The organism is Pseudomonas gingeri (assembly GCF_013386115.1).
In the GTDB taxonomy this organism is placed as follows: domain Bacteria; phylum Pseudomonadota; class Gammaproteobacteria; order Pseudomonadales; family Pseudomonadaceae; genus Aquipseudomonas; species Aquipseudomonas gingeri.
Genome location: NZ_JACAOR010000014.1, coordinates 251,486 through 265,477, shown reverse-complemented (window position 1 = coordinate 265,477; position 13,992 = coordinate 251,486). Strand labels below are relative to the sequence as shown.

Genomic DNA, 13,992 nt, shown 5'->3' with positions numbered 1-13,992 from the left:
AGAAGCTCTCGTATTTTGTTCACTTACCTGGAATGACCGGCGAGGTGAAAAAAAGGGACAGGCTTCACGCAATCTTTTTTTCCGGGGTGGTTTTTCGCGGAACCAGCGTGACCCAGTAACGGGTGCGCATCTGCACTTCCACCGGCAGGCTGGCCACCAGCAGGGCAAGAATGCGATCGGTATTGTCCAGGCGAAAGCTGCCGGTGACCCGCAGCGCCTCGAGGGCCGGCTCCCAACGCAGCAGACCGGAACGATAGCGGCCCAGTTCGCGCAGGAAGTCCCCCAGCGGCTGGTTCTGCGCCATCAGCACACCGTCGCGCCAACCGGGCAACTGGCCGTCGAACACGCCCACAGGACCGGCGCCCGAGGCACGCAGGCTGATTTCATGGCCCTCGCCCAACAGCAGCGACGGCCCCTGCAGCGGCTGCAACTGTACCGAGCCGCTGACCACCGACACCCGGCAGTCCTCGGCATTGAGCCGCACACAGACTTCACTGCGACTGACGATGATGCGCCCATAGGGCGCCTGGATGGTCAGGGCGGTACTGCCCGGGACCTTCAGTGACATTTCCCCGCGAACCAGGGTCAGCAGCCTTGCACGCATATCGACATTGACGGCGCTGGCGGTATTGAGTTGCAGCGTACTGCCATCGGCCAGCGGCACCCGCTTGCGCTCGCCCGTGGCGGTCTGCAGGTCTGCACGCCAGACATCCAGCGGCAACTGGCGCCCCAGCAACCAGGCGGCGGGCACCAGCGCGGCCACGCCCAGGGCCCGTTTCAGCACCGCGCGACGTCCCGGATCCGGACGGTCCAGGGTGGCCATGGCCAACGCCGCGGGCAGGCCGCAAAAGCGCTGGCGCAGCAACTGCGCCTTCTGCCAGGCGGATTCGTGGGCACTGCTGCTGTCGCGCCAGTGTTGCAGCTTGCGCTGATCCTCTTCATTGGCCGCGCCCGACTCCAGCAGCGCCAGCCACTGCGCCGCGGCCCGGGCCACCTCACGGGTCTCGGGCGAGATGCCGGGACGAATCAAAGTTCCACCAGCAGGCAGTGCTCATAGGCCTGGGCCATATAGCGCTTGACCGTGCGCTCGGACACCTGCAGGCGCTCGGCGATATCGCGATAACCCAATCCTTCGAGCTGGCTCCAGAGAAACGCCCGGCGCACCACCGCGGGCATGCCGTCGAGCAGTTCGTCCAGGGCCTGCAGGGTTTCCAGCAACAACCAGCGCTGCTCGGGCGATGGCACGCACTCTTCGGGCAACTGCGCCAGCGCCTCCAGGTAGGCCTGTTCAAGGCTGCGCCGGGTATAGAAGTTGCTCAGCAGGCGCTTGCCGACGGTCAGCAGGTACGCCCGGGGCTCGCGCAGATCCGCCAGTTGCTGGGAACTGGAGAGCACCCGCAGGAAGGTGTCCTGGCTCAGGTCGGCCGCATCCCAGGCATTGCCCATCCGTCGCCTCAGCCAGCTTTCCAGCCAGCCGCTGTGATCGCGGTACAGGGCATGTAGGGTGTGCTCCGTTGGCGTCGCTGCTTCAATCATGGGGCGAGGACCTGCGCGAAGGGTGTCTTAAATGAGACTGATTCTAATTAGTGTTCTATTCATAAAGCAAGGTGGTGCCTGGCGCACAGCAGGCAATCTGATGGCCCCCGGACTGTCTTGAAACAGCCAGAATCACTTTATTTTCAGACAGTTAGGTTGGGTTTAAATGCGCACTGTATGGGCCACGTTGATCTCGTTTTCCCTGGCGGGTGTCGCTCTTTGCGCCGATGGCAAGGAGCTGAAGTCCAATGACCGGTTCATGTGCAGCTGGGGCGCCGGCACGGCGGCCAGGGCCCAGGAGCTGAAGTTGTCGGGGGTTTCGCTGTATGCCGCGCGGCAGAAAATCCAGTCCTACAAGTTCAGCAAGAACTGGATGCGCATGATGGCCATGGGTATCACCGAACAGACCTACGACAGCAAGTCGCGGCTGAAACCCGAGGCCATCCGGCACAGCTTTTACGAGGATTGCGTCAAGTACAAGCTGGCGCGCCGCTAGAAGCGGTCAGTTGGTCGCGACCTGGTCGGCATTACCCGAGGTCACCAGCGCCTTCAGCGAGGCATCGAACTGCTTCAGGGCATCGACCTGCAGTTCGCGCTGCTGGTCGATCTGCGCGGCGATCTCCGGCGCGGCCTTGCCACGCACCCAGACCGAGGGCAGTTCCTTGCCGGTGGCGCCTTCGGCCTTGCCGATGTACTGCAGGTTCGAGTCATAGAACTTGGCGACAAAGCGGGCTTCGAACTGGTTGTTGCGCTTGGTCACCAGGCGGCTGTAGGTATCGAGCATCACCACCACGTCGGGCCGGGCCTGGACCACCGCGTCGAGGTTGTCGTAGACGGTCACCGAAGTGAAGTGTTTCTGCAACGAAGCCGTGAGCCAGTCGATCGCCAGTTTCGGATCGGAACTGTTGATGAACGCCGTGCTGATGCGCGAATCGAGGGCATCGTTCTTCGCCCCGTTCAACGCCACGCTGTGGTAGCGCTCAAGGTACTGGAGGGTGTTGACGGTGTTTTCGCTGTAGAGCACACCCACGGAGCGTGCCTGTTTCAGGCTGGCGCCGCTGTCGGCCACGGGCAGGAAATGGCAGGCCTGGTCATCGGCCGCACCGCTGGCGGCATAGGCGGGAACAGTCGCGGTCATACCGGTGCCGAGGATGGCGACAAAAGCCAGCAGGGTCGAAATTCTCATCGCTCGGGTTCCTTCAGAAGCAGGTTCGGTATGACGCTATCTTCCTCTTTCGCCCGAAAAACAGAACTTGCGTTTCTCGATGGTCACTATCAACCGAACGAATGGTGGAAGGCAGCGAGCTGCAATGTCGACGTCACATCAGGCTGATGTCCTGAAACGTCCCTCCCTGGCGCTGAGCGGCGGCTTTACTCACGCAATGACTCCAGGAAGAGCCTAGCAGAGACAAGACGCGGCACGGGCATTTTCTGACCTTTCGGACAGGCTGCATTCAACCTTCGAAGGCAGCGCAACCCTGGCTATAACCCGGCGGACTATTCAGCCTGGAACACATAACTTAGGCGTCTGAACACGGGCAAAAGTCACCTCGGCCGACAGATAATGTTCAATCGCCGAAAATCCCCTCGGACAGCCCTTCGGCACAAACCCGCGCCCGGGCCACCAGCGCCTCGATCCAGGGCACATCCGCCGGATTGACCACGGCATAGCGGTCCGGCGCAAAGAACGTCCAGTGATGGGCCGCCGCGGTCAGCCGCGCCAGCTCGTCGGGGTTCAGCCAATAGTCGGTGCGGGTGACCAGCAGCGGCGCCGCGGAAAACCGCATTCCCAGGGACAGGTTGGTGCGCGGCGCAAAGACAATCGCCAGCTCATGACTCAACTGCCAGTACCTGTCCGCCGTGGGGCGTACCTGCGTGCCGTAACCACGGAAAGTCCCGGCGATGCGCTGGCGCAGTACCAGCCAGCGCCCTTCGACCGTCCGCGCCAGCACCCACTCCGAGATCCCGCTGTCGGGCATTTCCCTGATCTGGCCATCGATCCACTGGGGAATCTGGTGCCGGTCGGGATCGAAGTCGTTCGACCACAGGCTGATCGCGGATACCAGGCGGTGCTGCTCCAGTTCGACTTCGCCGGCCTCGGGCATGGCCTGCCAATAACGCAGCCGCGGATCCTGCGCGGCACAGCGTCGATTCCAGGCCACCCAACCGCCGACCAGCAGCAGCGTGCTGGTCACCAGCCCCGCGACGATCACCGGCCAATGCCGGGCAGGATCGAAATCAGGCGCCAGCAGCCATTGATAGAGCGACAGGACAATCCACAGGAGCAGCGCCGGCAACCAGGTCCCGATGACCAGCGGCAGGATCAGCCACTCCAGCCAGCCGCTGGTGTGAACGCGCGCCTGATAACGCGCCCAGGCCTGCTCCTGCGGCAGCATCGGCGACGGATCGCGGGCGATGATCCGGGCGTCAGGCGTGTGGAAGCGCAGGTAAAGCTCATGTTCGTTGACGGGCATAGCGAATGGCGGTCCTTGCCCGGGCTCGCATCACGCAAGCCGTCACGGGGTGGGCGGCAACGGTAGCACAGGCGCCCGGCCGGTTTTCTTGCGCAGCCTAGGAACAGGCCTCGACCACCCACCTCACCTTTTCCAGCGCACCGCGCAACGCGCCCAGTTCCACCGACCCCAGGGCCAGGCGCAGGGCATGGGGCACATGGGCGGAAATGGCAAAGGGCTCGGCGGTCGAGACCGAAACGTTCCGGTCCAGCAACTCGCGGGTGATATGGTCCGCCCGCGCCTCCTCGGACAACGGCAGCCAGAGGAAATAGGACGTGGGATGAGTGATACAGGGCAACCCCGCCAGCACCTGTGCCGCCAGTGCCTGTCGGGACCGGGCGTCCTCGCGCTTTTCGGCCTCCAGGCGCATGACCGTGCCATCGTCGAGCCAGGCACAGGCCAGGGCCGTCATCACGCCCGGGGTATTCCAGGTGGTTGCCCGGATCGTTCGCTGCAAGGTCGCCACCCTGTCCGGCGGCGCCACGACAAAACCCACCCGCAAGCCGGTGGCGATATTCTTCGAAAAACCGGAGACATAGACCGTCCGTTCGGGGGCCAACTCGATCAACGGCGCCGGAGGATCCTCGGCCAGGAAGGCATAGGCGGCATCCTCGATCACCAGCAGGTCGTGCCGGCGGGCAATCGCCACCAAGTGCTCGCGCTGCCCCCTGTCCAGCACCCAGCCCAGCGGATTGTGCAACGTCGGCATGGTGTACAGCGCCCGCACGCGTCGCCCCTGGCAAAGGCGATCCAGGGCCTCCAGGTCGGGGCCATGATCGAGCACCGGAATCGGCAGGATCTCCAGGTGCAGGGCCTCGGCCAGCACCTTGAAGCCGGAATAGGTCAGCGCATCGGCGGCAATCACCTCGCCGGGCTGCAGCAGCGCCATCATCGTCACCGCCAGGCCATGCTGGGCACCGCTGACCAGCAGCACCTGCTCGGCCGTCACCGCCAGCCCGCGCACCTGCAGGTGGCGGGCCACCGAGGCACGTTCATGCTGGCGCCCGGCATGGGGCTGATAGCGCAACAGGGACTCCAGGTCGCCCGACAGCGCGAGTTGCCGCAACGCATTGCGCAGCAGTTCCGACTGGCCCGGCAGCGCCGGGTAGTTGAAGTTGAGGTCCGCCACGCCCACGGCGATTTCCGGCTGGTCGATGCCCTGCCCCGGTGGCAGCGACGTTTCCCTGACGAAGGTGCCGCGCCCCGTCTCGCCACTGACCAGCCCCATGGCTTCCAGCTCGCCATAGACCCGGCTGGCCGTCACCAGCGCCAGCCCGTGGCTCGCGGCCAGCTGGCGATGAGGTGGCAGACGCGTACCCGGTGACAGGCGCCCGGAGCGGATATCCGCCGCCAGGCTGTCCACCAGCGATTTGTAGCGTGAGCGTGGCATAGCGAATGTATCCATGACAATTTTTTGATTGTCATGATATTCAACCCTAGGATGCCTTTTGTGCAACCCCTGATGCGGTGGCGCAACCCCTCCCAGGCCAACCGTACGGAGCAAGCCCTGAATGGAACAGACATCGAACCTGCAAAACCCGCCGACCAGCAAACCCGCCAGCGGGTGGCTCAACGGCTTTATCGGCGTGCTGATCTTCAGTGGCTCGCTGCCCACCACACGACTGGCGGTGCTGGAGTTCAGTCCGGTATTCCTCACGGTGGCCCGGGCCAGCATCGCCGGGCTGGTGGCCCTGGGCATGCTGTGGCTGTTCCGGGAGCGGCGCCCTGCCCGCGGTCAATGGCTGTCGCTGGGGATCGTCGCCCTGGGGGTGGTCCTCGGATTCCCGCTGTTGACCGCCCTGGCCTTGCAGTATGTGACCTCGGCCCACTCCATTGTCTTCGTCGGCCTGCTGCCACTGGCTACCGCCGCCTTTGGCGTGTTGCGCGGAGGCGAGCGGCCACGCCCGGTATTCTGGTTGTTCTCGGTCCTGGGCAGCCTGCTGGTGGTGGGTTATGCCCTGTCTCAGGGGCTCAGCGCGGCGCCGGCCGGTGATCTGCTGATGTTGCTGGCGATTCTGGTCTGCGGCCTGGGTTATGCCGAAGGTGCCAAGCTCTCGCGGACCCTCGGCGGCTGGCAGGTGATCTGCTGGGCGCTGGTGCTGTCACTGCCGGTAATGCTGCCACTGACATGGCTGATCGCCCCGCCGTCGTTCTCGGGCATCACCCCGGCGGCGTGGGCCAGCCTGGCCTACGTCTCGCTGTTCAGCATGCTGATCGGCTTCGTGTTCTGGTATCGCGGCCTGGCCCAGGGCGGCATTGCCGCGGTCGGCCAGTTGCAACTGCTGCAACCCTTCTTCGGCCTGGCACTGGCCGCCACCCTGCTGCATGAGCAGGTCAGCCTGGGCATGCTGGCGGTGACCGTGGCGGTGATCCTGTGCGTGGCAGGGGCGAAGAAGTTTTCCAGGTAGGGAATCAGGGTCCGGCGCCAGTCGCCGGATCTCGCTCTCGGTACAATGGAACCTCCCGTATCGTCCAGCCCACCTATCCATGTAGGCCGATAACTACAGAGATATCCCACACTTATTCAAACAGCAAGCCAGGATGATTTTCATTATTTCCAAATAACAAAAAACCTATCCGTTCGGCCAGTTATTAGCCTCTGCAAAATCATATTAAATATCTACTTACAAAAGTAGCGACCCAGCTTATCCATATAAACATCGCTTCTTTTGTACCCCCACACAGATGAACTCATCCGGCGTGCCCCGCACCGCCGCACTGTCAGGAGTAGATATGAACATCATCAATACCAATGGCGCCTTGCCTTTATCCGGGTACAACCCTTATACCCATACAGCAAAAACCTCCCGGTCGGCCCAGCAGGATACGTTTTCAATCGGCGAACTCACGGATACGCAAAACAAGACGGACAAGGTCAGTCTCAGCACTGCCGGTATCCAGGCATCAGATGATGCCGTGGATCCGCCGATTCCCGAGGGCGGAATGCCGAACTGGCTGGGTGAGTTTTACTACGACCTTACAAGCATATCCTGGATTGGATGCCCGGCCACTTATGTACCCCCTGAAAACCAGAAGTTTTCAAACCTATCATCTGGTGAAACAATTGAGTTCTTCTCTTTGCTGGACACAAAAATTCGTAACACCTACGAAAAGCATGGCCTTATGGACGAGAAAAGCAGAAACAAGGCAATCAATTCAAAAATTGAAAACGAGAAGCTGCATCAGACATTCCTGGAAGAACTGAAATCCGATCCTCAGATGTTCGCGCTTGTGAACAAGCTCGGAATTTCTCTTTCCTGAAAATACAGCCTATGCCTTCAGAAGCCACAGGTAGCCAACATCCCCTTGGCATTCCCGCCAGACACTACCTTTCGCCGGAAACCGATACCGTCAGGGTCCTGCAAGGGCTATCCCGACTCTGACCGGAACAGCGCTCGATCATGCCAGCGCCGGGCGATCCAGATTCACCCACTCCTGCACCGCAGGCCGCTGCCATTGGCGTTGCGCATAGGCCGCCAGGGCCGGCGGCAGCGGATCGCCATTGAGCAACAGGCGGTTGAGCATCAGCGCCAGATCGACGTCGACAATCGACCATTGACCGAACAGATACTCACGACCATCGCCCAGCAGGGCCTGTGCGGCGTCGATCAGCTTGTCCGCGGCGCCCTCGCCGGCGGCCGACAACGGGCCATAACTCTGGCCATAGAAGACCACCAGGGTCGAGCGCTCCTGACGCAGCGCCAGCAGGTCGCTGCGCAACCAGGCCTGGATCTGCCGGGCCCGCGCGCGTTGCCGGGGCTCCCGTGGATAAAGCGGGGCCTGGGGGAAAACGTCCTCCAGGTACTCGGTGATCGCCGAAGACTCGGACAGGGCAAAGTCGTCCAGCACCAGAGTCGGCACGCGCCGGGTCAGGGACAACCGGGCATAACCCGCGGCCTGCTGCTCCGAGGAATCCAGGTCCAGCGGGTGCAGATCGAAGTCGATAGCCTTTTCGCGCAGGGCCACAAATACCGAGAGGGCATAGGGACTGGTGAATTGAGTATCAACGTAAAGGCACGCACGGGCATCGTTCATGGCAAACTCTCCTCTGGATGTGGGTATCACGCTACGAGATCCGCCCAGATAAGGAAAATCATGGATTTTCATGGGTGTATTCCCGAGCGGAATACCTGCCGGTCGGCTAAGGTTAAAAGCCGCTGCTCCAGGCTCGTTCTCCTGAAGAGCGAATGTTCCAGAATCTGAAACTCATGGATGAAATGATGAACGCACAACTGCTGTTCCCCCATATTGGCAAGGTCATTGCCAGCACAGGCAGTCGCAGTTTCCCACGGATGTTGCACGACCTGATCCTCACCCAGTTGTCCGTGGATGCCACGCATATCCGCAAGGTGCAGGCGGACTCGGAGTTCCCCGCCTCGTCGAGAAACGCCGATAACGAGGTGATCGGGCGTACCGACCTGCTCACCGCCGCCTCCAGTGGCAAGGAGTCGGCCTTGCACCTGACCCGGCGCAAGGACGACTACAGCTACATGATTTCCGTGTATCGCTCGAACCAGTCACAACGCTTTTCCGCCCGGGAACGCAGCATCCTGCAGGACTTCTCTCCCGTACTGCTGCCCATGGTGGAAAAGCACATCAGCGCCCTGCAACCCCTGGTCGCCGCGCCGGACGAGCAACCCGGGCCGCAGGAGAACCTGGAAAGCCAGGGGTTACAGACCTTGCGCCTGCGTTTCGCCGATCGCCTGTCACAATCGGGGCTGACCCTGTCGAATCGCGAAATGGAAGTCTGTGTCGGCCTGCTCGCCGGGCGCACTGCCCCCGAGCTGGCCGAACGGTTCCAGTTGAAGGTCAATACCGTCGAGAGCTACCTCAAGCGCGCGGCGATCAAGATGGGCATCAGCGGGCGGCATTCACTGATGCGCTGGATGTATGCCTCGGAAGAAATGTCCGCCACGGCGGGACCGTTCAACGTCGTCTAGCGCCACCGCCCTTGTAGGAGCCGGCAAGCCGGCTCCTACAACAGGCCTTGGGGCCGTCCACTGATCGATCGAGACGGATTCGCTCAGTCCCGCGCCAACGCTTCGATCGGGTCCAGCCGGGAAGCGTTGCGCGCCGGGACAAAGCCGAAGACGATACCGATCAGGGTCGAACAGATAAACGCGGTAATGATCGCGCCTATCGAGAACACCATCTGCCACTCCTTGATAAACAGCGAAAACAGGTAACCGATACCGAAGGACAGGGAAATGCCGATCGCCCCGCCAAGCAGGCAGACCATCACCGCTTCCACCAGGAACTGCTGGCGGATATCCGACTGGCGCGCCCCCACCGCCATGCGAATACCGATCTCGCGGGTCCGTTCGGTCACCGAAACCAACATGATATTCATCACGCCGATGCCACCGACCACCAGCGAGATCACCGCGATCAACGACAGCAGCAACGCCAGCGAACGGCTGGTCTTCTGCACCGTCTGCATGATGCTGTCGAGGTTGTTGGTGAAAAAGTCCTTGGTGCCGTGACGCTGCAGCATCAGCTTGACCACATTGTCTTCCACCACCTTGCTCGGCTGCCCGTCCTTGATCCGCACCGTGATGCTGTCCAGGTGACGTTGCCCGAGCAGGCGCCCCGCCGCCGTTTCATACGGGACCCAGACGTTCAGCAGCTTGCTGGCGGCAAAGAGGTTCTTGCTGTCGGCCGTCACGCCGATCACCGTGCACGGCAGGTTGCCCACCAGGATCACCTGGCCCAGGGGGTCGACCGTGGGCCCGAACAGGCGTAGCCGGGTGTTGTGGTCGATCACCACCACCTGGGCCTGGCGCCGGGCATCATGCTCGCTGAAGGGTATGCCCGCCTCCATCCTGATGCCGCGTACCTGGAAATAACGGTCGCTGACGCCGTTGACCTGGGCATTGACGTCGACGTTGCCATGGCGCAGCAACAGATTGCGCCCGACCACCGGGGTCGCGCTGTCGACGTAGTACAGCTGGCTCAGGGCCTGGACATCGGCCGGCACCAGGGTCTCGATGCTGTTGGCCCGGCTGTCGCCGAAACTGCTGCCCGGATAGATGTCGATGGTGTTGCTGCCAATGGCCTGGATGTCCTTGAGCACATAGCGCTTGGCGCCCTCGCCGATGGCCGAGATCGACACCACCGAGGTGATGCCGATGACAATGCCGAGCATGGTCAACAGAGTGCGCATGCGGTGGGAGATCAGCGCCACCCAGGCCATGTTGAAGGCCTCCTTGAACAAGCCCAGGCTGGCCACCAGCCGGCGTGCGCCACGGGACGCCAGGCTGGCCGGCTCGACCTGCGGCGGCGCGCCCACCGCCCGTTCGTTGGCGCGATCACTGACGATCTCGCCATCGCGCACTTCGATGATCCGCTCGGCATTGGCGGCCACCTTGGCATCGTGGGTGACGATGATCACCGTGTGACCGGCGGCATGCAGCTCCAGCAGGATCTGCATCACCTCCTTGCCGCTGTGGGTATCGAGGGCCCCGGTGGGTTCGTCGGCGAGGATCACCTCGCCGCCGTTCATCAGCGCCCGGGCAATGCTCACCCGTTGTTGCTGGCCGCCGGAAAGCTGGTTCGGCCGATGGCTCAGGTGCCCCGCCAGGCCGAGGCGATCGAGCAGCTCGCGGGCCCGCCCATGGCGCTTGGATTCGCCAGTGCCGGCATAGATCGCCGGCATCTCGACGTTGTGCAGCGCGCTCAGGTGCGGCAGCAGGTGGTAGCGCTGGAAGATGAAGCCGAAGTAGTCGCGCCGCAGTTCGGCCAACTCTTCGTTGCCCAGGTCGCGGGTTTCGCGGCCATTGATCCGATAGCTGCCGGCAGTGGCGTAGTCGAGGCAACCGAGGATATTCATCAGCGTCGATTTGCCCGAGCCCGAGGCGCCGGTGATCGCCACCATTTCCCCGGCCTCGATGCTCAGGTCGATGTTCCCGAGCGCAGTGAATTCGCGCTCCCCGGCCGTGAAGCGACGGGTGATGCCCTTGAGTTCCAGCAGTGGCTGCGTCATCGTCAGGCCCCCGCCACGGCAGGCGTCGCTTCGCCGATCACCACCCGATCACCCTCCTGCAGGCCATCCTTGATCTGTACCTTGACGTTGTTGTTGATTCCCGTGTGCACGTTGCGCACCAGAGCCATGCCCCTGGCGTCGAGCACCCGCACCGGGAAACTGCCGTCGGGGTTGCGTGCCCCGAGGGCGGCCACCGGTACGCTCAGGGCGTCCCTGGCGGTATCGAGGACGATGCGCACCTGGGCGGTCATGGCGATGCGCAGGCGGTGGTCGGGGTTGGGCACATCGAACAGCGCGTTGTAGAACACCGCCGTGTTCTGTTTCGGGGCGCCGGCGGTCTGGGTTTCCAGGAAGTTCTGCGGCGCCGGCTCAGTGCCGCGCAGCTTGGCGTAGTAGCGTTTGTCCGCTTCGCCGAGAATGGTGAAATACACCTCCTGGCCGGGGCTGATATGAATCACGTCGGCCTCCGAGACCTGGGCCTTGACGGTCATGGTGTCCAGGTCCGCCAGCTTGAGCAGGATCGGCGCCAGCTGGTTGGCGATCACGGTCTGGCCCTCCTGGGTGACGACGCCCACCACGTCGCCGTCGATCGGCGCGACGATGCGGGTATAGGCCAGGTTGACCTTGGCCGTGTCGATCTGGATATGCGCGCTCTTGATCTGCGCATCGAGGGACAACAGGTTGGCGCGCTGCACCTCGTAGTTGGACTCGGCCGTCTCGAAATCCTGCTGGGAGATCGCCGCATCCGTCTGCAAGCCCAGGTAACGCTCGTAAACCGCCTTGGTCTGCTTGAGCTGGGCCTGGGTCGAGCGGCGTTGCGCCTGCAGGTTTTCCTCGTCGACCTGGGCCTTGCGCAGGGTGTTCTGCAGCACCAGCGGATCGATTTCCGCCAGCCACTGGCCTTTCCTGACCTTGTCGCCGACCTTGACCTTGAGCGACTTCAACTGCCCGGAGACCTGGGCGCCGACATCCACCTGCCTGATGCCCTCCAGCAGGCCGGTGGCCAGGACGGCGTTCTCGATATCACCGCGCTCGACCGTGGCGGTCAGGTACTGCGGCGGTTCGGCGGGCGCCTTCACCGCGTAGACAATCAAGCTGGCGACCGCCACCAGCAACACACCCAGACCCATCTTGCGAAACTTCGACTTTTCCATAAGTAACCATCAATGCGTTGAGGGTGAGCCCGGCCGCTGGCCGGGCCCCACTGTAAAAAGAGCCCTTGAAAACACCCGGAACCCGCAGGACCCCGGCCAGTCCCTCATGAAACCCCTTCCCCCAGCGCCACCCCCTCCAGCCACCAGGCCGCCAGGTGGGAGACATCCGGCGCCTTGAGCAGGCTGAAATGGTTGCCCGGCCCATACCAGGTCCGTAGCTCACCGACATGCTGGCTCCAGCCGCGGATCATCGCCTCCTGCTCACGCTGGTTGCCGACGCTGTCGAGGGTCGGGTCCTGCGCCAGCACCAGGCGGGCCACTCCCCGGTAGCGCTGCTGCGGTCGATAGAGGGTGCGCAAGGCGGTGGAGAAGGTGCGGGCCGGGCCGTGCATCGCCTCCTTCGCCGAGCGTGCCGACAGCAGGCCGACCCGCACCATGCCCGCCTGCAACTGCTCGAGCTGCACCGTATCGTCCAGCGCGGCAAAGGCCACGGGGTCGATGCCCAGCGACTTGCCCGAGGCCAGTTGCATGGCCTCGATCAGCCGTTGCAGGGCTGCGGTGGTGGTGTAGGGTCGGCCGACCACGCCGGTACCGCCAGGCGGCTCGCTGTCAATCAACGTCAGTGACGCCACCTCGCGCCCGGCGGCCTGCAGGCAGACCGCCATTTCAAAGGCGACCCAGCCGCCAAAGGAGTGGCCAATCAGGTGCAACGGCCCGTGCGGATGGCTCTGCTCGATGGCCTGCAGGTAATGCCGCGCCGCGCTTTCGACCCGGCTGTGAGGTGCCCCGGCACCGTCCAGGCCCCGAGGCTGCAGGCCGATCAGCGGCCAGTCCGCGCCCAGCGCGTCGGTCAGGCCGATAAACCCGGTGACACTGTCCCCGGCCCCCGGCACGCAGAAGATCGGCGTCCGTCCCGCCCGCCCGGTCTGGATCGTCAACAACGGCTGGTGTGGCACCGCGCGGGTCGCGGTGCCGGCAGCCACGGCCATCGTCGCAGCAATCGTGCGGCCCAGCTCACGGACATGCGGCGCCTGCATCATGCTCATATGGTCCCCCGACACCTCGATGCGCCGCAGGCGTTCGGCGGGCAGCACCTCGGCCCAGCCATGGGATTCGCTGCGCCGGGACAGTTCGGTCGGACGCTCGCGGGCGCTGAACAAGTGCACCGGCAGGTCGATCGGATGCAAGCGGTAATGGGCCAGAGCGTGACCGTGGGCCACTTCCCGATCCAGCACCGGCCACAGCTCTGCCACGCTGGCATCGGCCAGCGCCTGCGGCAGCAATTGCTGCTGCCGGCAATGTTCGAGCAGGTCGTCGAAGTCGATTGCCTCGCAGCCCTGCTCCAGTACCGCCAGTTGCTCCAGTACCTGCCGGTTACCCCCGACCGTCGCCAGGGCCGTGCATTGCAGCAGCAGATGGCGTTTATGGGCATGCTCATCGGACCAGCGCGCCTTGCCCTGGTCGGTCAGGCGCGGCACATAGGTATCGATCAGGCCGAGGAACGCCACGACCTGGTCCTGCCCCAGCAACTGCTGGGCGATCTCGTAGGCCAGCACCCCACCGAACGACCAGCCGGCCAGGCGATACGGGCCCTCGGGCTGCACCGTCCGGATCACCTCCAGCAGGCGCGACGCCAGGCACTCCAGGGTGTCCAGGCGCGGTTGCCCCGGTGCCACGCCGGGCAGGCCGTAGATCGGGAAATCACCCTCCAGGTGCTGGCCCAGCGCCGGGAAGTACAAATCAGCGCCGCTGAATTCATGCACCAGGAACAAGGGTGGCTGGCTCCCCGTGCTGCGCACCACGACCC

Annotated in this window: 12 protein-coding genes and 1 pseudogene; 4 read left to right on the top strand and 9 right to left on the bottom strand. The window is 63.6% G+C overall.

The genetic code is table 11. The features are described 5' to 3' along the window. Positions 1–64 precede the first annotated feature (64 nt). The gene (locus HX881_RS27930) at positions 65–1,030 is read right to left on the bottom strand and encodes a FecR domain-containing protein (RefSeq protein WP_177087699.1); all 966 of its coding nucleotides are present in this window, start codon (positions 1,028–1,030) and stop codon (positions 65–67) included. Next, a complete protein-coding gene (locus tag HX881_RS27925) occupies positions 1,027–1,536 on the bottom strand; it encodes a sigma-70 family RNA polymerase sigma factor (protein WP_177087697.1) in 510 nt (169 codons plus the stop codon). The genes HX881_RS27930 and HX881_RS27925 overlap by 4 nt, the downstream gene beginning before the upstream one ends. A 166-nt stretch (positions 1,537–1,702) precedes the next feature. On the opposite strand from HX881_RS27925, the gene HX881_RS27920 reads away from it, so the two are divergent. Beyond that, on the top strand, positions 1,703–2,032 hold the full coding sequence (locus tag HX881_RS27920) for a hypothetical protein (RefSeq protein WP_177087695.1): 330 nt from the start codon (positions 1,703–1,705) through the stop codon (positions 2,030–2,032). 6 nt (positions 2,033–2,038) lie between these two features. Here the strand turns inward: HX881_RS27920 and HX881_RS27915 are convergent, their stop codons facing one another. From HX881_RS27915 to HX881_RS27905, 3 genes are all read right to left on the bottom strand, one after another. Further along, on the bottom strand, positions 2,039–2,722 hold the full coding sequence (locus HX881_RS27915; RefSeq protein ID WP_177087693.1) for an ATPase: 684 nt from the start codon (positions 2,720–2,722) through the stop codon (positions 2,039–2,041). 382 nt (positions 2,723–3,104) lie between these two features. Next, complete coding sequence (locus tag HX881_RS27910) at positions 3,105–4,010, bottom strand: hypothetical protein (RefSeq protein WP_177087691.1); 906 nt, start codon at positions 4,008–4,010, stop codon at positions 3,105–3,107. 97 nt (positions 4,011–4,107) lie between these two features. Then, complete coding sequence (locus tag HX881_RS27905; RefSeq protein ID WP_177087689.1) at positions 4,108–5,439, bottom strand: aminotransferase-like domain-containing protein; 1,332 nt, start codon at positions 5,437–5,439, stop codon at positions 4,108–4,110. Positions 5,440–5,560: 121 nt separating this feature from the next. Between HX881_RS27905 and HX881_RS27900 the strand changes: the two genes are divergently transcribed. Beyond that, complete coding sequence (locus HX881_RS27900) at positions 5,561–6,457, top strand: DMT family transporter (RefSeq protein ID WP_017127156.1); 897 nt, start codon at positions 5,561–5,563, stop codon at positions 6,455–6,457. A gap of 325 nt (positions 6,458–6,782) precedes the next feature. Beyond that, positions 6,783–7,310, top strand: a complete 528-nt coding sequence (locus tag HX881_RS27895; RefSeq protein ID WP_177087687.1) for a hypothetical protein — start codon at positions 6,783–6,785, stop codon at positions 7,308–7,310. A gap of 138 nt (positions 7,311–7,448) precedes the next feature. Here the strand turns inward: HX881_RS27895 and yfcF are convergent, their stop codons facing one another. Then, the gene (gene yfcF, locus HX881_RS27890) at positions 7,449–8,084 is read right to left on the bottom strand and encodes a glutathione transferase (protein WP_177087685.1); all 636 of its coding nucleotides are present in this window, start codon (positions 8,082–8,084) and stop codon (positions 7,449–7,451) included. A 185-nt stretch (positions 8,085–8,269) separates the two neighbouring features. Between yfcF and HX881_RS27885 the strand changes: the two genes are divergently transcribed. Continuing rightward, positions 8,270–8,989 (top strand): helix-turn-helix transcriptional regulator, encoded by a 720-nt coding sequence (locus HX881_RS27885; RefSeq protein WP_042935743.1) that lies wholly within the window; start codon positions 8,270–8,272, stop codon positions 8,987–8,989. Between the two features lie 83 nt (positions 8,990–9,072). On the opposite strand, the gene HX881_RS27880 is transcribed toward HX881_RS27885, so the two are convergent. The 3 genes and pseudogenes from HX881_RS27880 to HX881_RS33330 form a co-directional block, all read right to left on the bottom strand. Further along, positions 9,073–11,031 (bottom strand): MacB family efflux pump subunit, encoded by a 1,959-nt coding sequence (locus HX881_RS27880; protein ID WP_177059840.1) that lies wholly within the window; start codon positions 11,029–11,031, stop codon positions 9,073–9,075. Positions 11,032–11,033: 2 nt separating this feature from the next. Continuing rightward, positions 11,034–12,185, bottom strand: a complete 1,152-nt coding sequence (gene macA, locus HX881_RS27875) for a macrolide transporter subunit MacA (protein WP_177087683.1) — start codon at positions 12,183–12,185, stop codon at positions 11,034–11,036. Between the two features lie 104 nt (positions 12,186–12,289). Continuing rightward, positions 12,290–13,948: pseudogene (locus tag HX881_RS33330) on the bottom strand (thioesterase domain-containing protein); the annotation flags it as partial. Between the last annotated feature and the right edge of the window lie 44 nt (positions 13,949–13,992).

Coding starts and splice junctions, on each gene's coding strand:
- HX881_RS27925 (WP_177087697.1), bottom strand. CDS start 1,536: ATGATTGAAGCAGCGACGCCAACGGAGCACACCCTACATGCCCTGTAC.
- HX881_RS27920 (WP_177087695.1), top strand. CDS start 1,703: ATGCGCACTGTATGGGCCACGTTGATCTCGTTTTCCCTGGCGGGTGTC.
- HX881_RS27915 (WP_177087693.1), bottom strand. CDS start 2,722: ATGAGAATTTCGACCCTGCTGGCTTTTGTCGCCATCCTCGGCACCGGT.
- HX881_RS27910 (WP_177087691.1), bottom strand. CDS start 4,010: ATGCCCGTCAACGAACATGAGCTTTACCTGCGCTTCCACACGCCTGAC.
- HX881_RS27905 (WP_177087689.1), bottom strand. CDS start 5,439: ATGCCACGCTCACGCTACAAATCGCTGGTGGACAGCCTGGCGGCGGAT.
- HX881_RS27900 (WP_017127156.1), top strand. CDS start 5,561: ATGGAACAGACATCGAACCTGCAAAACCCGCCGACCAGCAAACCCGCC.
- HX881_RS27895 (WP_177087687.1), top strand. CDS start 6,783: ATGAACATCATCAATACCAATGGCGCCTTGCCTTTATCCGGGTACAAC.
- yfcF (WP_177087685.1), bottom strand. CDS start 8,084: ATGAACGATGCCCGTGCGTGCCTTTACGTTGATACTCAATTCACCAGT.
- HX881_RS27885 (WP_042935743.1), top strand. CDS start 8,270: ATGAACGCACAACTGCTGTTCCCCCATATTGGCAAGGTCATTGCCAGC.
- HX881_RS27880 (WP_177059840.1), bottom strand. CDS start 11,031: ATGACGCAGCCACTGCTGGAACTCAAGGGCATCACCCGTCGCTTCACG.
- macA (WP_177087683.1), bottom strand. CDS start 12,185: ATGGAAAAGTCGAAGTTTCGCAAGATGGGTCTGGGTGTGTTGCTGGTG.